A 22,835-nucleotide genomic window follows, 5' to 3' on the forward strand; every position below is an offset into this window, starting at 1 on the left:
GCCGCTACGCGCTCCACTGGTCGAAGCCGAGCTTGGCGACCAGGGAGAAGACGACGACGAGCAGCACGCCGCGCACGAACTCGCTGCCCTTCCTCAGGGCCATGCGGGCGCCGATCATGCCGCCGATGAGATTGAAGACCGCCATGACCGCGGCCAGCTGCCACAGCACGGTGCCCTGGTACGCGAACATCGCCAGCGCGCCCGCGTTGGTGCAGACGTTGACGATCTTGGCGGTCGCGGAGGCGGTCACCAGGTCCAGGTGGAGCACGGCGGTCAGCGCCAGGACCAGGAAGGTGCCGGTGCCCGGCCCGAACAGGCCGTCGTAGAAGCCGATGCCGCCGCCGACGAGGACGATCGCCGCGACGGTGCGGGCCCGGCTCACACGACGCCGCGCCTCGTCGGTCACCGTCCCGAACGTCGGCCGCAGCATCACGAAGGCCGCCACCCCGAGCAGCACGACCATGATCACCGGCCGCAGGACGTCGCTGCTGATCCCGGCCGCGAAGAAGGCGCCGCCCATGGAGCCCGCGAGCGCCGCGAGCCCGATCCGCACGGCAGTGCTCAGCCGGACGGGCGCCTTGCGCACATAGGTGACGGCCGCACCCGTGGTGCCGACGATCGCGACGGCCTTGTTGGTGCCGAGGACGTGGGCGGCCGAGACGTTCGGCAGTCCGAGCAGCAGGGCGGGCAGGAGCAGCAGTCCGCCGCCGCCCACCACAGCGTCGATCCAGCCGGCCGCCGCGGCGGCGAGACACAGGACGACCAGCATGGTCAGTGATATGTCGGGCACGCCGGCGACCCTACGGACGGGGTGCGTGCAGCGTCCAACGAACTTCTGTTTCTTGAGCGTCCTCTGAGCTTTCCGTGACCGGCGCGCAGCCGCCTGTGAGCGACGGCCCCTCACACCCGCACACCGCCCCCGCTGAGGGCAGCGTTCCTCACGGGAAACAGAAGGGAACCTGCCGGGTAACACCGGCGACGCACTCTGCTTGCATGACTTCGGACATCGTGGTGATCGGCGGCGGGACGGCAGGCGCGCGGCTCGCGCGGCAGCTGGGCGCGGGCGCGCGCGTCACCGTCATCGGCGAGGAGCAGCACGCCCCGTACAACCGGGTGCTGCTCGCCGAGGTGCTCGCCGGGCGGTACGGGCCCGAGGTGATCGCCCTGCCCGAGGTGCCCGTGCGGCGCGGCGTGCGGGCGACGTCCATCGACCGCGAGCGCCGGCTCGTGCACTGCGCGGACGGCACGGAGGTCGGCTACGACCGGCTGGTCCTCGCGACCGGTTCCAACCCGGTGCTGCCGCCGCTGCGCGGCATCGGCCCCGGCCTCCCCGAGGGCGTGCACCCCTTCCGGACCATGGACGACTGCGAGGCCCTGTCGCGGGCCGTCCGGCCCGGCACCCGGGCCGTCGTCGTCGGCGGCGGGCTGCTCGGCGTCTCCGCGGCCCGGGCGCTCGCCGAGCGCGGCGCCAAGGTGGTGCTGGCCCAGCAGGGCGAGCACCTCATGGAACGCCAGCTCGACGTCTCCGCGTCGACGCTGCTGCGCAGCCACCTGGAGGCCATGGGCGTCGAGGTGCACACCGAGTGCCGGGTGCGCGGACTGCGCACCGGCGCCGACGACGCGGTCAGCGCCGTGGTGCTCGCCGACGGCTTCGCGCTCGACGCCGAGCTCGTGGTGCTGGCCTGTGGGGTACGCCCCCGAGTCGGCCTCGCGGCGGACGCGGGACTCACGGTGCGCCGCGGCATCGTCGTCGACGACGAGCTGCGCACGTCCGACCCGTACATCCACGCCATCGGCGACTGCGCCGAGCACAACGGCGTGGTCCACGGCCTCGCGGGCCCGGCCCTCGAACAGGCCGACGTCCTCGCGTCCGTGCTCAGGCCCGGCGCCACCGCCCGCTACACCGGCACCCGTGCCCTGACCCGGCTCACACTCGCCTCGGCGACGAGCCCTCTCGACCTCGCCGCCTTCGGCGACCCCACACCCCGGCCTGGCGACGACGTCGTCCAGCTCGCCGACGCCACCCGCGGCGCGTACCGCAAGGTCGTCGTCCGCGGGGACCGGCTCGTCGGCGGGGTGCTGCTCGGGGATCTCGCCTCGGTCGGCGCACTCGCCCGGGCCTGGGAGGGCGACGAAGCCCTTCCCGACTCCGTGCCCCTGCTCCACCTGCTCACCAATGATGGAGGCCTCTGAACATGGCTGCGATGTCCACCCCCGCGATCACCCCCACCATCGTGGTCGTCGGCCACGGCATGGTCGGCCAGCGATTCCTGGAGGCCCTCGCCGACCGGGGCGTCACCGACCGGGCGCGCGTCGTCGTGCTGTGCGAGGAACCGCGTCCCGCCTACGACCGGGTCCGCCTCACCTCGTACTTCTCCGGGAACACGCCCGAGGACCTGTCCATGGTCGAGGACGGCTTCATGGAGAAGCACGGGATCGAACTGCACCTGGGCGACCCGGCCGAGTCGATCGACACCGCCGCCCGCACGGTCACCGCGCGCTCCGGCCTGACGCTCTCCTACGACACCCTCGTGCTGGCGACCGGCTCGTACCCGTTCGTCCCGCCGGTGCCCGGCAAGGACGCCGAGGGCTGTTTCGTCTACCGGACCATCGAGGACCTGCTCGCGATCGAGGAGTACGCGAAGACGTCCCGCGTCGGAGCGGTCGTCGGCGGCGGTCTGCTCGGTCTGGAGGCGGCCGGCGCGCTCAAGGGGCTCGGGCTCGAGACCCACATCGTGGAGTTCGCGCCGCGCCTGATGCCGGTGCAGGTCGACGAGGGCGGCGGCGCCGCGCTGCTGCGCACCATCGAGAACATGGGGCTCACCGTCCACACCGGCGTCGGGACCCAGGAGGTCACCGCCGGCGAGAACGGCGCCGTGAACGGCATGGCCCTGTCCGACGGTTCGGTCCTCGCCACCGACCTCGTCGTCTTCTCCGCGGGCGTACGGCCCCGGGACCAGCTCGCCCGTGACGCGGGTCTCGCCGTCGGCGAGCGCGGCGGCATCGTCGTCGACGAGCAGTGCCGCACCTCCGACCCCGCCGTGTTCGCCATCGGCGAGTGCGCGCTCGCCTCCGACGGGCGCGTTTACGGACTGGTCGCGCCCGGCTACGAGATGGCCGAGACCGCGGCGGCCACGCTGGAGGGCGAGGTGTCCTCGTTCACCGGCGCCGACACCTCCACCAAGCTGAAGCTGCTCGGCGTCGACGTCGCCTCCTTCGGTGACGCGCACGGCGCGGCCGAAGGCTGCCTCGACGTCGTCTACTCGGACTCCCGCGCCGGTGTCTACAAGAAGCTCGTCATCGACCCCGAGGGCACGCTGCTCGGCGGCATCCTCGTGGGCGACGCGGAGGCGTACGGCACGCTGCGCGCGTTCACCGGCTCCGTGCCGCCCGTCTCCCCCGAGGAGCTGGTGCTCCCCGCGGGCTCCGGGGCGCCGGTCGCGCTCGGCCCCGCCGCCCTGCCCGACGACGCGGTCGTCTGCTCCTGCCACAACGTCACCAAGGGCACGATCCGGGGCGCCGTCACCGAGCACTCCTGCACCACCGTCCCCGAGGTCAAGAAGTGCACCAAGGCGGGCACCGGCTGCGGCAGCTGCGTCAAGGTGCTCGGCCAGCTGGTCAACGCCGAGCTGGAGGCCGCGGGCGTCGAGGTCGACAAGGGCCTGTGCGGCTGCTTCGCCCAGACCCGCCAGGAGCTGTACGAGATCGTGCGCGTCCTGCGCATCACCTCGTACCAGGAGCTGCTGGACGGGCACGGCCGGGAGGCGGCGCGCGGCACGAACGGCTGCGAGGTCTGCAAGCCGGCCGTCGGCTCCATCATCGCCTCGCTGGCGCCCACGATCGGCGCCTCCGGCTACGTGCTGGAGGGCGAGCAGGCGGCGCTCCAGGACACCAACGACCACTTCCTCGCCAACCTGCAGAAGAACGGCTCGTACTCGATCGTGCCGCGCATCCCGGGCGGTGAGATCACCCCCGAGAAGCTGATCGTCATCGGCGAGGTGGCCCGCGACTTCGGTCTCTACACGAAGATCACCGGCGGCCAGCGCATCGACCTGTTCGGCGCGCGGGTCGACCAGCTGCCGCAGATCTGGGGTCGGCTGGTGGACGCGGGCTTCGAGTCCGGGCACGCGTACGGCAAGGCGCTGCGGACCGTGAAGTCCTGTGTGGGACAGACCTGGTGCCGCTACGGCGTGCAGGACTCGGTCCGCATGGCGATCGACCTGGAGCTGCGCTACCGCGGCCTGCGCTCCCCGCACAAGCTGAAGTCGGCGGTCTCCGGCTGCCAGCGCGAGTGCGCGGAGGCCCAGTCCAAGGACTTCGGCGTGATCGCCACGGCCAACGGCTGGAACCTGTACGTCGGCGGCAACGGCGGCGCGACCCCGCGCCACGCCGACCTGCTGGCGCAGGACCTGTCCGACGCCGAACTGATCAGGCTCATCGACCGGTTCCTGATGTTCTACATCCGCACCGCCGACCGGCTGGAGCGCACCTCGACCTGGCTGGAGCGGATCGAGGGCGGCCTCGACCACGTGCGCGACGTCGTCGTGCACGACTCGCTGGGCATCTGCGCCGAGCTGGAGTCCCTGATGGCCGACCACGTCGCCGGCTACCGCGACGAGTGGGCCGAGACGCTGAACGACCCCGAGCGGCTGCTGCGGTTCGTGTCGTTCGTCAACGCGCCCGACGTGCCGGACCCGACGGTGAAGTTCGTTCCCGAGCGCGACCAGGTCAAGCCCGACCTGCCGCTGCTGTCCATCCGTCCCCTGGACGAAGCCCTGGAAGGTACTGCCGCCCGATGACCATCGCCCCTGAGAAGACGCCGCTGTCGACGGACACGCAGATCCAGCTCCGGATCGGCGACGAGTGGCTGGCCGTGTGCCCGCTGTCCCGGCTCACGCCCGGACGCGGGGTCACCGCCCTGCTGCCGGACGGCCGCCAGGCCGGGCTGTTCCTGGACCGTGACGGCGTGCCGTACGCGATCGACAACCGTGACCCGTTCACCGGCGCGCAGGTGCTCGCGCGCGGCCTGATCGGCACGGCGGCGGGCCGGCCGTTCGTCGCGTCGCCGCTGCTCAAGCAGCGGTTCGACCTGGCGTCCGGCCGCTGCCTGGACGACGAGACGGTCTCGGTGACCGCTTACGAGGTCCGCCTCGGCTGACCGCGGGCACTCCCCCGGCTCCGCTCACGCGTCGTCTGTCACTGCCCTGACTCTTCGCGGCGCGTGAGCGGCATCCCCTCCTGCCGGGCCCCGGCGGCCCGGCAGGCGCCCCTGGGTGACGGCGAGCACCGCGCCGGCGAGCAGCACCACGGCGCCGGCCGCCTGGACGACGCCGAAGGACTCGCCCAGGAAGACGATGGCCGCCGAGCTGCCGAAGACGGGCACGAGGAACATCATCACGGAGGCCGAGGCGGGACCGACCGCGCCGACTCCGCGGTAGTAGAGGAAGTTGGCGAGGGCGGTCGGCCCGACGGCGAGGTACACCACGTTCAGCCATGTCCCGGCGGGCAGTTCGCTCCAGCTCACGGCACCCAGCTCGGGGGCCGAGAAGAGGCCGAGGGCCACGGCTCCGGCGCAGGTCGCGTACGTCGTGGCCCGCAGCGGTTCGATGCCGGCCAGCACGCGCGGCCCGGCGAGCGTGAACGAGGCCCAGCAGACGGCGCTGAGCAGGAACAGCAGATCCCCGGTCAACCGCGTCGCGCCCCCTCCGCCGGTGCCGGCCCCCACGAAGAAGACCACGGCGCCCACCACGCCCAGGCCGAGCCCCGCGATGCGGGCGGGCGACGCCGTCTCCCTGCGGGCGAGCAGCAGGAACGCGGTCGTCAGGACGGGGCTCATGACCGGGAGGATCACGCCGGCGTCCATCGAGGGCGCCAGCGAGAGCCCCCAGAAGAAGCACAGGTTGTACGCGAAGACGCCGAGCAGCCCGGCCAGCGCCGCCCTCCCCCTGTCGCGCGCGGCGACCCGTGCGCCGCGCCGTCCGAAGAGGCGCACGGCGACCAGCAGGGCGAGCGCGCCGCCGCCGAAGCGGAGGAACGCCGCGACACCGTGGGGCAGTTGCTCCACGACCACCTTGGAACTGCTGAAGGCGCTGCCCCACAGCACCATCGTCACCGTCAGCAGCAGATACGGGTTGTCCTTGCCCTTGACCGGGTACGCCGTCTTCGCCGAGTTCATGGGACCAGCGTCGCCCGGTCCGCCCTTCCCGGTCTTGTACGTTCGTGCGGGGCCCACAATGAGGGGGTGGACACCGCTCACGGCTCACCGGGCGCGACCGGCGACGGCTGGGCACGCTACTGGCGCGACCCGGACCGTCCGCTGGAGGCCATGCACGCCCACTTCTTCGACCACGTCTACCACCCGCACAGCCATGACGCGTACTCGTTCGGGATCACCGAGGCGGGCGCCCAGCGCTTCAGCTGCCGGGGCGGCGCGCACACCAGCGGCGCGGGCATGGTGATGGCGTTCAACCCGGACGAGCCGCACGACGGGCGGGCCGCGGCCGACCTCGGGTACCAGTACCGGATCGTGCACATCGGCCCCGACGTCGTCCGCGGGGTGCTGGCGGACATGTCCGGCGGGCGGGCGGTCATGCCGCTGTTCCCGGCGCCCGCGCTGAGCGACCCGGTGCTGCGTGACGCGCTGCTGCGGCTGCACACCGCGCTCGTCGGCGAGGCGGATCCTCTGGTGCGCGACGAGCGTCTGACCGCGGCGGTCACCGCCATGGTCGCCCGCGGCACGGCGCGCCCGCCGCGCGCACGCGTCCCCGGGCGCGACGGCCCGGGGCGGCTCGCGGCGCGCCGGGCGCGTGCGCTGCTGGAGGAGGCGTACGCGCAGAAGGTGACGGCCGAGGCGCTCGCCGAGGCGGCGGGCTGCAGCCGGTTCGCCCTGTACCGGGCCTTCAGGGCCGAGTACGGGATGTCGCCTGCGGACTGGCAGCGGCTGGTGCGCCTGCGCCGCGCGCGCTCGCTGCTCGCGGCCGGTACGCCGGCGGCGGACGCGGCCGTCGCGGTGGGTTTCACGGACCAGAGCCACTTCCACCGGTGGTTCGTGCGCTGTTTCGGCGTGACACCGGGGCTGTACCAGCGGGCGGGCCGGTCGTGACGCGTCCGTCACGACCGGCCCGCCGCCTCCCCCGCCGGAGGAGTCACTCGCCCTGCGCCATGGCCTCCTTGGCCGCCTCCAGGTCCATCCACACGACCTCCCACATGTGGTGGTCGGGGTCCTGGAAGGAGCGGTTGTACATGAAGCCGTAGTCCAGCGGGTCGTTGGCCGGCGAGCCGCCGGCGGCGAGGGCGGCGTCCGCGAGTTCGTCGACCTTCTCCCGGCTCTCGGCGCTCAGGGCCAGGATCACCTCGGTGGTGGTGGCGGCGTCCGCGATCTCCTTCTTGGTGAAGTCCTTGAAGCGGGGCTGGGTCAGCAGCATCGCGAAGATGGTGTCGCTGATGACCAGGCACGCGGCGTTCTCGTCGGTGAACTGCGGATTGAAGGAGTAGCCGAGCTTGCTCCAGAAGGCCTTGCTGGTCTCCAGGTCGTTCACGGGCAGGTTCACGAAGATCATCTGGGGCATGGCCGTCTCTCTCTCGTGCGCTCTCGTCGGGTGCTTCGCGGTGCGGTGTACTCGAAGGGGTAGACGGGCACGGTCATCCGTACTCATCGCTCGGGCGAGGAAAATTTCCGGCCATCTCCTGGGACTCCCGTGACGGCCGGGAACCAACGCGCCGGTAGGTCGGCGGGACTCTCTGGAGTCGACGCCTCCGTGTCACTGTCCGTTGCCGTGGCGTCAATTCACCCCTCCTAGGTTCTCCGACTGCGCGACCCCGTGGTGCCGGCCGGTGCCGCGGGGCGGTCATCCCCCCTCTGGAGTGACAAGTGGAACGTCGTAGTTTCCTGCGTGGCGCGGTCGTCGGCACGTCGGCCGCCGCATTCGGCTTCACGCTGTGGCAGGGCGCCGCGTCCGCGGCTCCGGCGCAGCCCGGCGCGGGCCCGTACGGGGCGCTCGGCGCGGCCGACGCGAACGGCATCCAGCTCCCGGCCGGATTCACCAGCCGTGTGATCGCCCGGTCCGGCCAGAAGGTCGGCGCCACCTCGTACATCTGGCACAACGCCCCCGACGGCGGCGCCTGTTTCGCCGACGGCAGCGGCTGGATCTACGTCTCCAACTCGGAGATCTCCTCCACCGGCGGCGCGAGCGCCGTCAGGTTCTCCTCGACCGGCGCGATCACCGGCGCGTACCGCATCCTGTCCAACACCAACCGCAACTGCGCGGGCGGCGCCACCCCGTGGAACACCTGGCTCTCCTGCGAGGAGGTCAGCACCGGCTACGTCTACGAGACGGACCCGTGGGGCGTGAAGGCCGCCGTACGCCGGTCCGCCATGGGGCGCTTCAACCACGAGGCCGCCGCGGCCGACCCGGTGCGCAAGGTGATCTACCTCACCGAGGACGCGTCCGACGGCTGCCTCTACCGGTTCGTCCCCACCACCTGGGGCGACCTGTCCTCCGGCACCCTCCAGGTGCTCAAGGCCGGAACGGGCACCTCCGGCTCCTTCACGTGGGCGACCGTGCCGGACCCCGACGGCTCCCCGACCCCCACCCGCGACCAGGTCTCCGGCGCCAAGCTGTTCAACGGCGGCGAGGGCTGCCACTACGCCAACGACACCGTGTGGTTCACCACCAAGGGCGACAACCGCCTGTGGCAGCTGAACCTGCTGAACAACACCTACGAACTGGCCTACGACGACTCCCTCGTGATCGGCGGCGGCGCCCCGCTGACCGGTGTCGACAACGTGACCGGAGCCGCCTCCGGCGACCTCTTCGTCGCCGAGGACGGCGGCAACATGGAGATCTGCGTGATCACGCCGGACGACGTCGTCGCGCCGTTCCTGAGGATCACCGGCCAGTCGAGCTCGGAGATCTGCGGACCGGCCTTCTCGCCCGACGGGCGCCGGCTGTACTTCTCCAGCCAGCGCGGGACGACGGGCAGCTCCTCGGGCGGCATCACCTACGAGGTGACGGGTCCGTTCCGCGCGTAGTGCTCGGGCTCCGCACAGGCGCCGCCGCGCAGCAGGGCGGCGCCCAGCGGGGTCAGCGTGTGCAGGACCGCGTTGCCGTGGCGCAGGGTCACGACGAGTCCGGCCTCGCGGAGCACCGCGGCGTGCTGGCTCGCGGAGGCGAGGGAGACCCCTGCCCTGCGGGCCAGTTCGCTGGTGGTGCAGCCGTTGCGGATGGCCTGGAGCACCGCGGAGCGCGTGTGGCCGACGAGGCGGCCCAGCGAGGGGCCCGCCGCCTCGCCGAAGGACGCCTCCGCCCCGTGCGAGACGGGGTAGACGAGCACCGGCGGCAGCGAGGCGTCGCGCAGCACCACCGGGGTGCCGCGGCAGAAGAACGACGGCTGGAGCAGCAGCCCCCGCCCCTCCAGGCGCAGTTCGCGGTCGACCGGGTAGTCGGCCTCCAGCACGGGGGCGCGCCAGCGCAGGACCGGCGGCAGCGAGGCGAGGAGTTCGCCCGCACCCCCGTCGAGCAGTGCGCGGCCGCGCACGGCGCGGTCCGCCTCGACGCGGGCCTGGATGTGGGGCCAGTACGGCTCGACGGCGGCCCGGTAGTAGGCGCGCAGGGCGGCCACGAGACGGGCGACGGCCTCCGAGCGCCCCTCGGCGAGGGCGAGGAGCCTGGCGGGCAGCACGCGCAGCGGCGAGCGGTGGGCGACCGCGAGGGCCAGCTCGGTGTGCAGCCGTACGGGCGGTGTGGCGCGGAGCGCCTCCAGTCCGGCGTCGAGGCCGTGACGGCCCTCCGCGGGCGTCAGGAAGTCGGGGAAATAACCCCTCGGCGGTACGAGCTGGGCGAGCAGGCGTGTTTCACCTTTCAACCGGGTGCGGGCTTCCGAGCGCCATTCGCCGAAGGTGAGTGCGCCTCTGCGGTCGCGCAATCGGTGAAAACTGAGAATGGATTCCCACAACGCGTCGGGCCTGGCGGCCATGCGCACTTTCGCCAGGTCGTCCGCATTGAAATGAATTCGAAGCACCGAACCCCCACCTGTTGCACTCGCAATCGCCCCCCATCACTGAGTATGCATGCAATCACAGGTTGTTACCATGGTGTTTCAGCCACAGTTGAAACGCCTCGCGGGAGCCCGGGGGCAACCGAAAGGCTGTACGGCGTCGGGCATGAAACCTACTTCACCGATGTGACGCAGCAAGGACCGTGGGGGGCCTTCCGCGTCCGGCGGCGGTGGCGGAGGTTGCGGCTCCGTGTCCGGCACGGGTAATGGAGTGCGGTCGGCGGGTGGGGATCCGCCGGCCGCACTCCGCCGGTTTCTCCAGGGGGAAACCGGTTTCCCCGGCAGTGAGAATGTCGGGAATTCGATTCCCGTTGGACGTACGGAATTCAACTGAACGAATGGTCAGCAGGCGTGGGCCCCCCCGGCACGGACCGCGCTCCTGACGACGGGGGCGCAACCGGTTCGACGACGGCCCTCGGCGGAGGCGAGCCGCCGGCGGACGGCTCGATCGAAGCGGCCGAACGGACAACGCGGAAGGGGCAGGCGCCTCGCACAGGGCGCCTGCCCCTTCCGCTGGAGTTCCGGGACCGTCACCGGGACGCCGGTGAGGGTCGAGGTTCCGGACTGCGGGTTTTCGTGCCCCGCTCCCGGATGACGGCCCCGGAAGTATGTGTCCGCGCTCGGACGCGTGGGTGCTCGGACGCCGTCGGCCGAGCACCGCCCCGCGTCAGCGCGAGTCGCTGCCCGTCGACTGGGCCGCCGCCCGGCCCGCCTCGAGGCGCGCCACCGGGATGCGGAACGGGGAGCAGGAGACGTAGTCCAGGCCCACCTCGTGGAAGAAGTGCACCGACTCCGGGTCACCGCCGTGCTCGCCGCACACGCCCAGCTTCAGGTCCGGGCGCGTCGCCCGGCCCGCCGCCACCGCGCTGCGGACGAGCGAGCCCACACCGTCCTTGTCGATCGTCTCGAACGGCGACACCCCGAAGATGCCCTTCTCCAGGTACGCCGTGAAGAAGCTCGCCTCCACGTCGTCGCGCGAGAAGCCCCAGACCGTCTGGGTGAGGTCGTTCGTGCCGAAGGAGAAGAACTCGGCGGCCTCGGCGATCTGGCCGGCGGTCAGCGCGGCACGCGGCAGCTCGATCATCGTGCCGAGCGCCAGCTTGAGCTCGACGCCCGTCGCCGCCTGCACCTCCGCGATGACCTGCTCGGCCTCGTCGCGGACGATCTCCAGCTCCTGGACCGTGCCCACGAGCGGAATCATGATCTCCGCGCGCGGGTCGCCCTTTGCCTCGATGCGCTCGGCCGCGGCCTCCGCGATCGCCCGCACCTGCATGGTGAACAGGCCGGGGATGACCAGACCGAGGCGTACACCGCGCAGACCCAGCATCGGATTCTGCTCGTGCAGCCGGTGCACGGCCTGGAGCAGGCGCAGGTCGTTCTCGTGCGGGTCCTTGCGGGCCTCGGCGAGCGCGACGCGCACCGACAGCTCGGTGATGTCGGGCAGGAACTCGTGCAGCGGGGGGTCGAGCAGACGCACCGTCACCGGCAGCCCGTCCATCGCCTCGAACAGCTCGACGAAGTCCTTCTTCTGCAGCGGCAGCAGGGCCTTCAGGGCCTCGGCGCGCTCGTCGTCGGTGTCGGCGAGGATCAGCTTCTCGACCATCTCGCGGCGCTCGCCGAGGAACATGTGCTCCGTGCGGCACAGGCCGATGCCCTGCGCGCCGAACCGCCGCGCGCGCAGCGCGTCCTCGGCGTTGTCCGCGTTCGCCCGCACCCGCAGCCGGCGGACCCGGTCCGCGTAGGCCATGATCCGGTGCACGGCGGCGACCAGCTCGTCGGCGTCGTCGGCGCCCGCGTGCATGCGGCCCTCGAAGTACTCGACGACCGGGGACGGCACGACCGGGACCTCACCGAGGTACACCTTGCCGGTGGAGCCGTCGATGGAGACGACGTCGCCCTCCTCGATGACCTGGTCGCCCACGGTCATCCGGCGGCGCTTGGTGTCGACCTCCAGCTCCTCGGCGCCGCAGACACAGGTCTTGCCCATGCCGCGCGCCACGACGGCCGCGTGGGAGGTCTTGCCGCCGCGCGAGGTCAGGATGCCCTCGGCGGCGATCATGCCGTCCAGGTCGTCCGGGTTCGTCTCGCGGCGGATCAGGATGACCTTCTCGCCGGAACGCGACCACTTGACCGCGGTGTACGAGTCGAACACGGCCTTGCCGACGGCCGCGCCCGGGGAGGCGGCGATGCCGCGGCCGAGCAGCTCGGTCTTCGCCGTGTCGTCGAAGCGCGGGAACATCAGCTGCGCGAGCTGCGCGCCGTTGACGCGCTGGAGCGCCTCGGCCTCGTCGATCAGGCCCTGGTCGACGAGCTGCGTGGCGATGCGGAACGCGGCTCCGGCGGTGCGCTTGCCGACGCGGGTCTGCAGCATCCACAGCTGGCCGCGCTCGATGGTGAACTCGATGTCGCACAGGTCCTTGTAGTGCGTCTCGAGGGTTTCCATGATCTGCATCAGCTGGTCGTACGACTTCTTGTCGATCGACTCGAGCTCGGCGAGCGGCACGGTGTTGCGGATACCGGCGACGACGTCCTCGCCCTGCGCGTTCTGCAGGTAGTCACCGTAGACGCCCTGGTGGCCGGAGGCCGGGTCACGGGTGAAGGCGACACCGGTGCCGGAGTCCGGGCCGAGGTTGCCGAAGACCATGGAGCAGACGTTGACCGCGGTGCCGAGGTCGCCGGGGATGCGCTCCTGACGGCGGTAGAGCTTGGCGCGGTCGGTGTTCCAGGAGTCGAAGACCGCGTGGATGGCGAGGTCCATCTGCTCGCGCGGGTCCTGCGGGAAGTCGCGTCCGGCCTCGGCCTTGACGATCTTCTTGAACTGCTTGACCAGCTTCTTCAGGTCGGCGGCGTCGAGGTCGGTGTCGACGGTGACCTTCTTCGCGGCCTTGGCCTCGTCGAGGGCGTCCTCGAAGAGCTCGCCGTCGACGCCCAGCACGGTCTTGCCGAACATCTGGATGAGGCGACGGTAGGAGTCCCAGGCGAAGCGCTCGTCGCCGGCCTGCGCGGCGAGGCCCGTCACCGACTCGTCGGAGAGACCGATGTTGAGGACGGTGTCCATCATGCCGGGCATCGAGAACTTGGCGCCCGAGCGTACGGATACCAGCAGCGGGTTGTCGGCCTGGCCGAGCTTCTTGCCCATGGACTGCTCCAGGGCATCGAGGTGGGCGGTCACCTCGTCGCGCAGCGCCGCGGGCTCCTCACCGCTCTCGAGGTAGACCTTGCAGGCCTCGGTGGTGATGGTGAAACCCGGAGGGACCGGGAGACCGAGGTTGGTCATCTCGGCGAGGTTGGCGCCCTTCCCGCCGAGCAGGTCCTTGAGGTCCTTGTTGCCCTCGGTGAAGTCGTAGACGAACTTCTGATCTTTGTTTTCCGACACGGGTCTCGACTCCTCGAGGACTCGGTGGCTGCCCTGACGGCGAGGAACATACCCAGATCGAAGGCGCCTCGGTACGTCCACTTGCGCGTCATACGGGCTCAACCACCCGTGCGCCAGCAGATCAAAAGTGACGCGCCGATCACCGCGATGAGTCAGCTGCCTTCATTGCTTGAACGCAAGAGTGCGGAGAGTACCTGGATCTCCTGAGCAGACACACGGAGCGTGTTCATTGCGTCGATCGATCAAAGCGAGGGCACCTGGCACTCAGTGCCATCCTTTGAGAAATGCACCATGCAAAATGGCGCTCATATGAGCCGCAAGGTCCTCAGGGGTGGCGAGAATCACCCTCCGGTCGCCGCTCAGATGTCACCATCCGGACACCTCCCCGAGCATTCTCCGTCACCATGGAATCACGTTGAGCGACACAGAGCCGCCGTTCCGGCCCTGAATCGAGCTCATCCCATCCGCTCCGTGGTCGGACCCTGCCCGGCCGCGCAGGTTTGGGCGCTCAAACGAGCGGGCCTCCGGTCCGGCACCTGATGCCAGCCGCATGAGTCGTCCGGCCGGCCCTCACGGTCCGTTCCGGGGCTTGTTCAGCGCCGCCCGCCGGGGGCCGGGCCCTCAGCCGCCCGAGGTGTCCAGTTCCGCGTCCGCGCTCACGCCCGCGCAGTCGTACGGATCCTTCAGCCAGCCGTCCGGCAGCACCACGCGGTTGTTGCCCGACGTCCTGCCCCGAGGCCCGTCCGCCCCCACCGGCCACGGCTGGTCCAGATCGAGCTCGCGCAGCTGGGTGCCGAGCTCGTCCAGGGACGAGGTGACCGCGAGCTTCTTGCGCATCTGCGAACCGACCGAGAAACCCTTGAGGTACCAGGCCACGTGCTTGCGGAAGTCGATCACTCCGCGCGACTCGTCGCCGATCCACTCGCCCAGCAGCGTCGCGTGCCGCAGCATCACGTCCGCGACCTCGCGCAGCGACGGCCGCGCGTAGGCGTCCGTACGCCCCTCGAAGGCCGCCACCAGGTCGCCGAAGAGCCACGGCCGCCCGAGGCAGCCGCGCCCCACGACCACCCCGTCGCAGCCGGTCTCGCGCACCATCCGCAGCGCGTCGTCCGCCGACCAGATGTCGCCGTTGCCGAGCACCGGGATCTCCGGCACGTGCTCCTTGAGACGCGCGATCGCGTCCCAGTCGGCCGTGCCGCCGTAGTGCTGCGCCGCCGTGCGCCCGTGCAGCGCGATCGCCGTGACCCCCTCGTCGACCGCGATACGGCCCGCGTCGAGATACGTGATGTGGTCGTCGTCGATGCCCTTGCGCATCTTCATCGTGACCGGCAGGTCACCCGCGTTGGTCACGGCCTCGTGGAGGATCGCCCGCAGCAGCGGCCGCTTGTACGGCAGGGCCGAGCCGCCGCCCTTGCGGGTCACCTTGGGGACCGGGCAGCCGAAGTTCAGGTCGATGTGGTCGGCCAGGTCCTCGTCCACGATCATGCGCACGGCCTTGCCGACGGTGACCGGGTCCACTCCGTACAACTGGATCGAGCGCGGGGTCTCGGTCGCGTCGAAGTGGATGAGCTGCATCGTCTTCTCGTTGCGCTCGACCAGCGCTCGCGTGGTGATCATCTCGCTCACGAACAGGCCCTTGCCCCCGCTGAACTCACGGCAGAGGGTGCGGAAGGGGGCGTTGGTGATTCCGGCCATGGGTGCGAGCACCACCGGCGGCTGCACGGTGTGCGGGCCGATCCGGAGTGTGGCGGCAGCAGGGGCGAGCGTGGTCATGGGCCCCATTGTCGCTCACCGGCACGGTCCTTAGTTAGCCGTACTATGCACCCATGGACGAGATCGGCCGTCGGCACCGGATCCTGATCCTGGCGATCTGCTGCACCAGCCTGCTGATCGTCAGCCTCGACAACACCGTCCTGAACGTCGCGCTCCCCTCCCTGCGCGACGAGCTGGACGCCTCCGTCGCGGGGATGCAGTGGACGATCGACGCCTACACCCTCGTCCTCGCCTCGCTGCTGATGCTCGCCGGCTCCACCGCCGACCGCATCGGCCGCCGCCGGGTCTTCCTGGCCGGGCTCGTGCTGTTCACCCTCGGGTCCCTGCTCTGCTCGCTGGCGCCCAGCCTCGAACTGCTCGTCGTGTTCCGCATGGTGCAGGCCGTCGGCGGCTCGATGCTCAACCCCGTGGCCATGTCGATCATCACCAACACCTTCACCGACCCACGCGAACGGGCCCGGGCCATCGGCCTCTGGGGCGGCGTCGTCGGCATCTCGATGGCCGCGGGACCGCTGGTCGGCGGGCTGCTCGTCGATTCCGTGGGCTGGCGGTCCATCTTCTGGGTCAACCTGCCCGTCGGCCTCGCCGCCCTGCTGCTCACCTGGCGTTACGTCCCCGAGTCCCGGGCCCCCCGGCCCCGCCGGGCCGACCCCGTCGGCCAGCTCCTCGTGATCGTGCTGCTCGGCTCGCTCACGTACGCGATCATCGAGGCCCGCCCCGCCTTCGCCGTGCTCTCGGCCGTGGCCCTGGCCGGGCTCCTCCTCTACGAGCCGAGGCGCCACGAGCCCCTCATCGACCTGCGCTTCTTCCGCAGCCTGCCGTTCAGCGGGGCCACCGTCATCGCGGTGTGCGCGTTCGCGGCACTCGCCGGCTTCCTCTTCGTCAACACCCTCTACCTGCAGGACGTCCGCGGGTACTCCGCCCTGCACGCCGGCCTCTACATGCTGCCGATGGCGGGCCTCACGCTCGTGTCCGCCCCGCTGGCGGGACGGCTCGTCGGCAGCCGGGGCCCGCGCCTGCCGCTGCTGGTCGCCGGCACCACCATGGCCGCGAGCGGGGTCCTGTTCGCCGCGTTCGAGGCCGAGACCTCGCAGGTGCTGATGTTCACCGGCTTCGTGCTGTTCGGCCTGGGCTTCGGCATGGTCAACACGCCGATCACCAACACCGCCGTCTCCGGCATGCCCCGCGCCCAGGCCGGGGTCGCCGCCGCCGTCGCCTCCACCAGCCGCCAGGTCGGCCAGACGCTCGGCGTCGCCGTCATCGGGGCCGTACTCGCCGCCGGAGTCCCCACCGCCGGGCACAGCGAGGGCTTCGTCGCCGCGAGCCGGGCCGCCTGGTGGATCATCGCGGGCTGCGGCCTGTGCGTGCTCGTCGTCGGCGCCCTCACCAGCGGCCGTCGTGCCCAGGAGTCCGCTCGCCGCACGGCCCGGCTCCTCGCGCCTGCCACCGAGGAGGAGGCCCGCGCCCCCCGGTGACCCGGCCTCTGTCGGCGCTCCGCCGGGCAGAGCGTCAAGCGTGGGCGGCCGGGACCGCGAGCGCCCGGTGCGTTCCAGGTCATGGCGCAGGCGATGAGCGCGGCGGCCGCGGGACTGGCGTTCGTCCCGACGGGGGTGCCCCTTCTTCGGGGCGTCGCCGGCTGGGCAGCGCCGCCGCGGAGGGTGCGCTCCAGGCCGGTCCGCTCACCCGGTGCGGCGCGCGGTGGCCGAGGCCGGACACGCGAAAGGGCCCGGTCCGCTCACCCGGTGCGGCGCGCGGTGGCCGAGGCCGGACACGCGAAAGGGCCCGGTCCGCTCACTCGGTGCGGCGCGCGATGGCCGAGGCCGGACACGCGAAGGGGCCCGGTCCACGCGGACCGGGCCCCTTCCTGCGATCAGGAGGCGTCCTCCTGCGGCTGCTCCTGGCGGCCCTCGGCGCGCTCGCGCATCTTGCGCAGCAGCTCCTGCTTCTGGTCGGCGGCCGCCTTGCGGTCCGCGCTGCGCGCGGGCCCGTTTCCGTGCTGGTCGGCGCGGGACAGCTTCTTGCGCTGTCCGCCCACGCCGAGCAGGTTGTTCCGGCTCTTGGCCATGAGGTTCTCCCGTCGGGGTGAGAGGGGTGAGAGGTGACTCGGATTCCGGACGGCGGGCGGGCCGCCGCCGTCTCACTCGTAGATCTGGAAGAACGAAGACATGACACGGACAGTAGCGCGCGGCCGGCCCGACGGCACCCGGTTTTCCGCACCGAATGACAGATATTGAAATCTGTCAGCAGTCATGCCATAGTCGTCAGCACGAGACCTGACGAATGGGAGCCCCTCATGACCTCCGTCCCGCACGCCACCCGCGCCCTCGGCACCACCGGCCCGCGCGTCTTCCCCCTGGGCCTCGGCTGCATGGGCATGTCCGCCCTCTACGGCGAGAGCGACCGCGCCGAGTCCATCGCGACCGTCCACGCCGCCCTGGACGCCGGCGTCACGCTCCTCGACACGGGCGACTTCTACGGCATGGGCCACAACGAACTGCTGATCAACGAGGCCCTGCGCAGCGCGGGCACGTCCGCCCGTGAAAACGCCCTGATCAGCGTCAAGTTCGGCGCGCTGCGCACCGTCGAGGGCGACTTCACCGGCTACGACGGCCGGCCCGCCGCCGTCAAGAACTTCGCCGCGTACAGCCTCCAGCGCCTCGGCACCGACCACATCGACGTCTACCGGATCGCCCGCGTGGACCCGGACGTGCCGATCGAGGAGACCGTCGGCGCCATCGCCGAGCTGGTCGAGGCCGGCCACGTCCGCCACATCGGGCTCTCGGAGGTCGGTGCGCAGACCATCCGCCGGGCCGCCGCCGTCGCCCCGATCGCCGACCTCCAGATCGAGTACTCCCTGATCTCCCGCGGCATCGAGGAGGAGATCCTGCCCACCGTCCGCGAGCTGGGCATCGGCGTCACGGCGTACGGCGTGCTCTCCCGCGGGCTGATCAGCGGCCACGTCACCCGTGACCACTCCTTCACCCCCGGCGACTTCCGGGGGATGAGCCCCCGCTTCCAGGGCGACAACCTCCAGCGGAACCTGGACCTGGTGGAGCAGCTGCGCAAGGTGGCCGAGGACAAGGGCGTGAGCGTGGCGCAGACGGCGATCGCCTGGGTGCTCTCGCGCGGCGAGGACATCGTGCCGCTGATCGGCGCCCGCACCCGTACGCGACTGGCCGAGGCGCTGGGCGCGCTGGACGTGGAGCTGTCGGCCGACGACCTGGCGGCCGTCGAGCGGGCGGTCCCGGCAGGTGCCGCGGCCGGCGAGCGCTATCCGGCGGCCCAGATGGCCCACCTGGACAGCGAGCGCTGACCCCGCCGCCTCGCCGGGTACTGTCGACCTCATGCCCACCGAGACCCTGACCGCCGAGCGCATCCTCGAAGCAACCGAGGAGGTGCTGCGACGCTACGGTCCGGCCAAGGCCACGGTCGTCGACGTCGCGCGGGCGCTCGGGGTCTCCCACGGCAGCGTCTACCGGCACTTCCGCACGAAGGCGGCGCTGCGCGAGGCGGTGACCGACCGCTGGCTGGCCCGCACCGAGGTCGCCCTCGCCGCGCTCACCGAGGCGGCGGACCGCACCGCCCGGCAGAAGGTCGCCGACTGGCTCTCCGCGCTCTTCGAGGCCAAGCGCCACAAGGCGGGCGACGATCCCGAGCTGTTCGCCACGTACGGCGTGCTGATCGACGAGAACAGCGGCGTGGTGGAACGGCATCTGGAGGTCCTGATCGGCCAGTTGCGCAAGATCGTCGAAGAGGGCGTCCGCGCCGGGGAGTTCACCGCCGAGGACCCGGCGGCCACGGCCCGGGCGCTGTTCGGCGCGACGGCCCGCTTCCACGACCCGGCGTACGCGCCGGAGTGGCAGAAGCCCACCGTCGACGCCGAGTTCGACGCCGTGGTGGGCCTCCTGCTGCGCGGCCTGCGCGCCTGACGGCCTCCGCTAGGAGGCCGTCGGGTCGACCGTCGCCTGGTGCTCCTGGACCAGGTGCTCCTCCGCCTTCATCCAGGGTCGGGGGCACCACCGGCGAAGCCAGGGGGAATAACGGACGCTCCTGCGCCACCCACAGGTGTCACAGCGCAACTGCCGCTGCACACCGGACCGCTGGACGCGCACGACGTGTTCCCTGCCGTGCCCGTCCCATCTGCTGACCTTGCTGGTGGTCGTCGACACCATGGGCCCCAGTGTGCACACGAAGCCCCCGGTTCCGTGCCCGGAACCGGGGGCTTCGTGAGGAACGGCGGACGAACGTCAGCAGCCGAGCAGGCGGCTGCCCAGGTAGCCCTGGATCTGGTCCAGGGAGACGCGCTCCTGCTTCATGGTGTCGCGCTCGCGGACCGTGACCGCGTTGTCGTCGAGAGTGTCGAAGTCGACGGTGACGCAGAACGGGGTGCCGATCTCGTCCTGGCGGCGGTAGCGGCGGCCGATGGCGCCCGCGTCGTCGAACTCGATGTTCCAGTTCTGCCGGAGGTCGGCGGCGAGGCCCTTGGCCTTCGGCGACAGCTGCGCGTTGCGGCTCAGCGGCAGCACGGCGACCTTGACCGGCGCGATGCGCGGGTCGAGGCGCATGACCGTGCGCTTCTCCATGACGCCCTTGGCGTTGGGGGCCTCGTCCTCGTTGTAGGCGTCGAGGAGGAAGGCGAGCATGGTCCGGCCGACGCCGGCCGCGGGCTCGATGACGTACGGGGTCCAGCGCTCGCCGGCCTCCTGGTCGAAGTACGACAGGTCGGTGCCGGACGCCTTGGAGTGCGCGGAGAGGTCGTAGTCGGTGCGGTTGGCCACACCCTCGAGCTCGCCCCACTCGTTGCCGCCGAACTGGAAGCGGTACTCGATGTCGGCGGTGCGCTTGGAGTAGTGGGAGAGCTTCTCGGCCGGGTGCTCGAACCAGCGCATGTTCTCCTCACGCAGGCCGAGGCCGGTGTACCAGTTCCAGCGCTGCTCCATCCAGTACTCGTGCCACTGCTCGTCCTCGCCCGGCTTGACGAAGAACTCCATCTCCATCTGCTCGAACTCGCGGGTGCGGAAGATGAAGTTGCCCGGCGTGATCTCGTTGCGGAAGGACTTGCCCATCTGGGCGATGCCGAACGGGGGCTTCTTGCGCGAGGTCTGCTGGACCTGGGCGAAGTTGGTGAAGATGCCCTGGGCGGTCTCCGGGCGCAGGTAGGCGATGGAGCCGGAGTCCTGCGTGGGACCGAGGTGGGTGGAGAGCAGGCCGGAGAACTGCTTGGGCTCGGTGAACTGACCCTTGTTGCCGCAGTTGGGGCAGTTGACCTCGGCGAGGCTCTCCGGGAGGCGGCCGTGCTTCGCCTCGAAGGCCTCCTCCAGGTGGTCGGCGCGGTAGCGCTTGTGGCAGGAGGTGCACTCGGTGAGCGGGTCAGTGAAGGTGGCGACGTGACCGGAGGCCTCCCACACCTCGGTGGCCAGGATCACCGACGAGTCGATACCGACGACGTCCTCGCGGGACGTGACCATGTAGCGCCACCACTGGCGCTTGATGTTCTCCTTGAGCTCGACACCCAGCGGTCCGTAGTCCCAGGCGGCCTTCTGGCCGCCGTAGATCTCGCTGCACGGGTAGACGAAGCCACGGCGCTTGCTCAGGCTGACGATGGTGTCGATCTTGTCGGCGGCCACGGTGCTCTCTTCATAACGACGACGACGAACGGAGAATGCTTCAGGTTACCGGCGGCCGCACCCCCCGGATCAAATCGGTCCGGGTGGATGGCCAGGCCACAGGGTTTATTGACAATCGTTTCCGATTTTGTTGAAAATGACTGTCATGAACGTACGACGCCTCATACCCACCACCGCCGTCGCCGGAGCCGTTGCGCTCGGCCTCGTGGCCGTCTCCGCGTGCTCTTCCTCCGACGCCGCCGAGGGCGGCAGCGACGGCAGGCTGAAGGTCGTGGCGTCTTTCTATCCGATGCAGTATCTCGCCGAGCAGATAGGTGGCGCCAACGTCTCCGTCACCACGCTCACCAAGCCCGGTGTCGAGCCGCACGACCTCGAGCTCAAGCCCCGCCAGACCGCCGAGCTGAACGACTCCGGCCTGATCCTCTACCTCAAGGGCGTCCAGCCCGCCGTCGACGAGGCGATCGCCGAGTCCGGCGTGGAGCACAAGATCGACGCCGCCACGCTCACGACGCTGGAGAACCACGGCACCGAGGCCGGCCACGACCACGGGCACGAGGAGAGCGGCCACGAAGAGGCCGCCCACGAGGACGAGCACGGTCACGAGGAAGCCTCCCACGAGGAAGCCGCGCACGAGGGCGAGAGCGAGGCCGGCGCCGACCCGCACATCTGGCTCGACCCGGTGAAGTACGCCGAGGTCGCCGAGGGCGTCGGCAAGGCCCTCGGGAAGGCGGACCCCGACCACGCCGCGGACTACACGAAGAACGCCGACGCGCTGGTCGCCAAGCTGAAGGACCTGGACACCGACTTCCAGCAGGGCCTGAAGAACTCGGCCACGAAGACGTTCATCACCACGCACTCCGCCTTCGGCTACCTCGCCGAGCGCTACGGCCTCGACCAGGAGGGCATCGCGGGCCTCGACCCCGAGTCCGAGCCCAGCCCGGCGCGGATCAAGGAACTCCAGACGATCGCGAAGGAGGAGAAGGTCACCACGGTCTTCTTCGAGACCCTCGCGAGCGACAGGACGGCGAAGACGCTCGCGCAGGACGCCGGGCTGAAGACGGACGTCCTCGACCCGCTGGAGGGAATCACCGACAGGTCCAAGGGCGATGACTACATGGAGGTCATGCGCTCCAACCTCGCCGCGCTGCAGAAGGCTCTCGGCGCGAAGTGATCCCGCACGAGGCGACACCCACCCCGCACGCAACGGAGGCACACGCCATGGAGCCCGTCACGGAACCGGCCGTCGATCCGGTCATATCCGTCAGGGGTGCCCGGGCCACGCTCGGCACGCGCCCCGTGCTGCGCGGGGTGGACCTCACCGTCGGACGCGGTGAGGTCGTGGCGCTGCTCGGCGCCAACGGCTCCGGCAAGTCGACCGCGGTGCGCTCCGTGATCGGCCAGGTGCCGGTGACGAGCGGCTCGATCGAACTGTTCGGCACGCCCCTGCGCCGCTTCCGGCAGTGGGCGCGGGTCGGCTACGTGCCGCAGCGGACGACGGCCGCCAGCGGCGTGCCGGCGACCGTGCGGGAGGTCGTGTCCGCCGGCCGCCTCTCCCGCACCCGTTTCGGTTTCTCCTCGCGCGCCGACAAGGCGGCCGTGGCGCGGGCCATCGAGCTGGTGGGTCTCGCCGACCGGGCCAGGGACTCGGTGACCGCGCTGTCGGGCGGCCAGCACCAGAGGGTGCTGATCGCGCGGGCGCTGGCCTCCGAGCCCGAACTGCTGATCATGGACGAGCCGATGGCGGGCGTGGACCTCGCGAGCCAGGAGATCCTCGCGTCGACGCTGCGCGACCAGGTCGCGAACGGCACGTCGGTGCTGCTCGTGCTGCACGAGCTGGGGCCGCTGGAGCCGCTGATCGACCGGGCCGTGGTGCTGCGCGACGGCTGTGTGGTCCATGACGGGCCGCCGCCGACGGCGGTGGGCCAGCACGCCCTGCCGGGCCACGACCACGTACATCCGCACGCGGCCGACGAGCCGCTCCGCACGGGACTGCTGACCTGATC

The 22,835-nt window shown here is 71.1% G+C and carries 19 protein-coding genes; 10 read left to right on the forward strand and 9 right to left on the reverse strand.

Annotated features, from left to right (window positions below):
• Nucleotides 1-4: 4 nt before the first annotated feature.
• Nucleotides 5-790 (reverse strand): TSUP family transporter, encoded by a 786-nt coding sequence (locus AB0K02_RS01855; protein ID WP_365990359.1) that lies wholly within the window; start codon nt 788-790, stop codon nt 5-7.
• A 203-nt stretch (nt 791-993) separates the two neighbouring features.
• Here AB0K02_RS01855 and AB0K02_RS01860 point away from each other — a divergent pair, with 203 nt between their 5' ends.
• From AB0K02_RS01860 to nirD, 3 genes are read left to right on the forward strand one after another with little or no spacing between them, the layout of a single operon-like run.
• Nucleotides 994-2,193: an FAD-dependent oxidoreductase gene (locus AB0K02_RS01860; RefSeq protein WP_365990360.1), complete on the forward strand. Its 1,200-nt coding sequence runs from the start codon at nt 994-996 to the stop codon at nt 2,191-2,193.
• A gap of 11 nt (nt 2,194-2,204) precedes the next feature.
• Nucleotides 2,205-4,799, forward strand: coding sequence for a nitrite reductase large subunit NirB (gene nirB / locus AB0K02_RS01865; protein WP_365990728.1), 2,595 nt, complete (start codon nt 2,205-2,207; stop codon nt 4,797-4,799).
• Nucleotides 4,796-5,158, forward strand: coding sequence for a nitrite reductase small subunit NirD (nirD, locus tag AB0K02_RS01870; protein WP_365990361.1), 363 nt, complete (start codon nt 4,796-4,798; stop codon nt 5,156-5,158). Before nirB ends, nirD begins: the two co-directional genes overlap by 4 nt.
• 24 nt (nt 5,159-5,182) lie before the next feature.
• On the opposite strand, the gene AB0K02_RS01875 is transcribed toward nirD, so the two are convergent.
• The gene (locus tag AB0K02_RS01875) at nt 5,183-6,175 is read right to left on the reverse strand and encodes a DMT family transporter (protein ID WP_365990362.1); all 993 of its coding nucleotides are present in this window, start codon (nt 6,173-6,175) and stop codon (nt 5,183-5,185) included.
• A gap of 150 nt (nt 6,176-6,325) precedes the next feature.
• Here AB0K02_RS01875 and AB0K02_RS01880 point away from each other — a divergent pair, with 150 nt between their 5' ends.
• On the forward strand, nt 6,326-7,102 hold the full coding sequence (locus AB0K02_RS01880; RefSeq protein ID WP_365990729.1) for an AraC family transcriptional regulator: 777 nt from the start codon (nt 6,326-6,328) through the stop codon (nt 7,100-7,102).
• Between the two features lie 43 nt (nt 7,103-7,145).
• On the opposite strand, the gene AB0K02_RS01885 is transcribed toward AB0K02_RS01880, so the two are convergent.
• Nucleotides 7,146-7,568, reverse strand: coding sequence for a VOC family protein (locus AB0K02_RS01885; protein WP_365990363.1), 423 nt, complete (start codon nt 7,566-7,568; stop codon nt 7,146-7,148).
• Nucleotides 7,569-7,870: 302 nt separating this feature from the next.
• On the opposite strand from AB0K02_RS01885, the gene AB0K02_RS01890 reads away from it, so the two are divergent.
• Nucleotides 7,871-9,031 carry an alkaline phosphatase PhoX gene (locus AB0K02_RS01890; protein ID WP_365990364.1) on the forward strand — a complete coding sequence of 387 codons (1,161 nt, stop codon included), beginning with the start codon at nt 7,871-7,873 and terminating at the stop codon, nt 9,029-9,031.
• Here the strand turns inward: AB0K02_RS01890 and AB0K02_RS01895 are convergent.
• The 3 genes from AB0K02_RS01895 to dusB all read right to left on the reverse strand — a co-directional run bounded on the left by AB0K02_RS01895 (nt 9,001) and on the right by dusB (nt 15,205).
• Nucleotides 9,001-10,020, reverse strand: a complete 1,020-nt coding sequence (locus AB0K02_RS01895; RefSeq protein WP_365990365.1) for a winged helix-turn-helix domain-containing protein — start codon at nt 10,018-10,020, stop codon at nt 9,001-9,003. The genes AB0K02_RS01890 and AB0K02_RS01895 overlap by 31 nt on opposite strands.
• 703 nt (nt 10,021-10,723) lie before the next feature.
• Nucleotides 10,724-13,432, reverse strand: coding sequence for a pyruvate, phosphate dikinase (gene ppdK, locus AB0K02_RS01900; protein WP_365990366.1), 2,709 nt, complete (start codon nt 13,430-13,432; stop codon nt 10,724-10,726).
• Nucleotides 13,433-14,053: 621 nt separating this feature from the next.
• Nucleotides 14,054-15,205, reverse strand: a complete 1,152-nt coding sequence (gene dusB, locus AB0K02_RS01905; RefSeq protein WP_365990367.1) for a tRNA dihydrouridine synthase DusB — start codon at nt 15,203-15,205, stop codon at nt 14,054-14,056.
• 53 nt (nt 15,206-15,258) lie between these two features.
• Here dusB and AB0K02_RS01910 point away from each other — a divergent pair, with 53 nt between their 5' ends.
• Nucleotides 15,259-16,680, forward strand: coding sequence for an MFS transporter (locus tag AB0K02_RS01910; RefSeq protein WP_365990368.1), 1,422 nt, complete (start codon nt 15,259-15,261; stop codon nt 16,678-16,680).
• 395 nt (nt 16,681-17,075) lie between these two features.
• On the opposite strand, the gene AB0K02_RS01915 is transcribed toward AB0K02_RS01910, so the two are convergent.
• Nucleotides 17,076-17,270 carry a DUF6243 family protein gene (locus AB0K02_RS01915; protein WP_365990369.1) on the reverse strand — a complete coding sequence of 65 codons (195 nt, stop codon included), beginning with the start codon at nt 17,268-17,270 and terminating at the stop codon, nt 17,076-17,078.
• A 228-nt stretch (nt 17,271-17,498) separates the two neighbouring features.
• On the opposite strand from AB0K02_RS01915, the gene AB0K02_RS01920 reads away from it, so the two are divergent.
• Complete coding sequence (locus AB0K02_RS01920) at nt 17,499-18,518, forward strand: aldo/keto reductase (protein WP_365990370.1); 1,020 nt, start codon at nt 17,499-17,501, stop codon at nt 18,516-18,518.
• A gap of 31 nt (nt 18,519-18,549) precedes the next feature.
• A complete protein-coding gene (locus AB0K02_RS01925; RefSeq protein WP_365990371.1) occupies nt 18,550-19,134 on the forward strand; it encodes a TetR family transcriptional regulator in 585 nt (194 codons plus the stop codon).
• A 9-nt stretch (nt 19,135-19,143) separates the two neighbouring features.
• On the opposite strand, the gene AB0K02_RS01930 is transcribed toward AB0K02_RS01925, so the two are convergent.
• Entirely contained in the window at nt 19,144-19,377 is a 234-nt protein-coding gene (locus AB0K02_RS01930; RefSeq protein ID WP_365990372.1) for a hypothetical protein, read from the reverse strand.
• A gap of 75 nt (nt 19,378-19,452) precedes the next feature.
• A complete protein-coding gene (locus AB0K02_RS01935; protein WP_365990373.1) occupies nt 19,453-20,832 on the reverse strand; it encodes a glycine--tRNA ligase in 1,380 nt (459 codons plus the stop codon).
• Between the two features lie 145 nt (nt 20,833-20,977).
• Between AB0K02_RS01935 and AB0K02_RS01940 the strand changes: the two genes are divergently transcribed.
• Both AB0K02_RS01940 and AB0K02_RS01945 read left to right on the forward strand, forming a co-directional pair.
• Complete coding sequence (locus tag AB0K02_RS01940) at nt 20,978-22,003, forward strand: metal ABC transporter substrate-binding protein (protein ID WP_365990374.1); 1,026 nt, start codon at nt 20,978-20,980, stop codon at nt 22,001-22,003.
• Between the two features lie 47 nt (nt 22,004-22,050).
• Entirely contained in the window at nt 22,051-22,833 is a 783-nt protein-coding gene (locus AB0K02_RS01945) for a metal ABC transporter ATP-binding protein (RefSeq protein ID WP_365990375.1), read from the forward strand.
• Nucleotides 22,834-22,835: the final 2 nt, after the last annotated feature.

This window comes from Streptomyces sp. NPDC049597 (assembly GCF_040675505.1).
Lineage (GTDB): Bacteria > Actinomycetota > Actinomycetes > Streptomycetales > Streptomycetaceae > Streptomyces.

What these genes read in the sequence shown, in the direction of transcription:
- AB0K02_RS01915 (WP_365990369.1), bottom strand. Translation starts at nt 17,270, where the DNA reads ATGGCCAAGAGCCGGAACAACCTGCTCGGCGTGGGCGGACAGCGCAAG.
- AB0K02_RS01860 (WP_365990360.1), top strand. Translation starts at nt 994, where the DNA reads ATGACTTCGGACATCGTGGTGATCGGCGGCGGGACGGCAGGCGCGCGG.
- AB0K02_RS01920 (WP_365990370.1), top strand. Translation starts at nt 17,499, where the DNA reads ATGACCTCCGTCCCGCACGCCACCCGCGCCCTCGGCACCACCGGCCCG.
- AB0K02_RS01910 (WP_365990368.1), top strand. Translation starts at nt 15,259, where the DNA reads ATGGACGAGATCGGCCGTCGGCACCGGATCCTGATCCTGGCGATCTGC.
- AB0K02_RS01930 (WP_365990372.1), bottom strand. Translation starts at nt 19,377, where the DNA reads ATGGTGTCGACGACCACCAGCAAGGTCAGCAGATGGGACGGGCACGGC.
- AB0K02_RS01885 (WP_365990363.1), bottom strand. Translation starts at nt 7,568, where the DNA reads ATGCCCCAGATGATCTTCGTGAACCTGCCCGTGAACGACCTGGAGACC.
- AB0K02_RS01880 (WP_365990729.1), top strand. Translation starts at nt 6,326, where the DNA reads ATGCACGCCCACTTCTTCGACCACGTCTACCACCCGCACAGCCATGAC.
- AB0K02_RS01945 (WP_365990375.1), top strand. Translation starts at nt 22,051, where the DNA reads ATGGAGCCCGTCACGGAACCGGCCGTCGATCCGGTCATATCCGTCAGG.
- nirB (WP_365990728.1), top strand. Translation starts at nt 2,205, where the DNA reads ATGTCCACCCCCGCGATCACCCCCACCATCGTGGTCGTCGGCCACGGC.
- AB0K02_RS01940 (WP_365990374.1), top strand. Translation starts at nt 20,978, where the DNA reads ATGAACGTACGACGCCTCATACCCACCACCGCCGTCGCCGGAGCCGTT.
- AB0K02_RS01875 (WP_365990362.1), bottom strand. Translation starts at nt 6,175, where the DNA reads ATGAACTCGGCGAAGACGGCGTACCCGGTCAAGGGCAAGGACAACCCG.
- dusB (WP_365990367.1), bottom strand. Translation starts at nt 15,205, where the DNA reads ATGACCACGCTCGCCCCTGCTGCCGCCACACTCCGGATCGGCCCGCAC.
- AB0K02_RS01925 (WP_365990371.1), top strand. Translation starts at nt 18,550, where the DNA reads ATGCCCACCGAGACCCTGACCGCCGAGCGCATCCTCGAAGCAACCGAG.
- nirD (WP_365990361.1), top strand. Translation starts at nt 4,796, where the DNA reads ATGACCATCGCCCCTGAGAAGACGCCGCTGTCGACGGACACGCAGATC.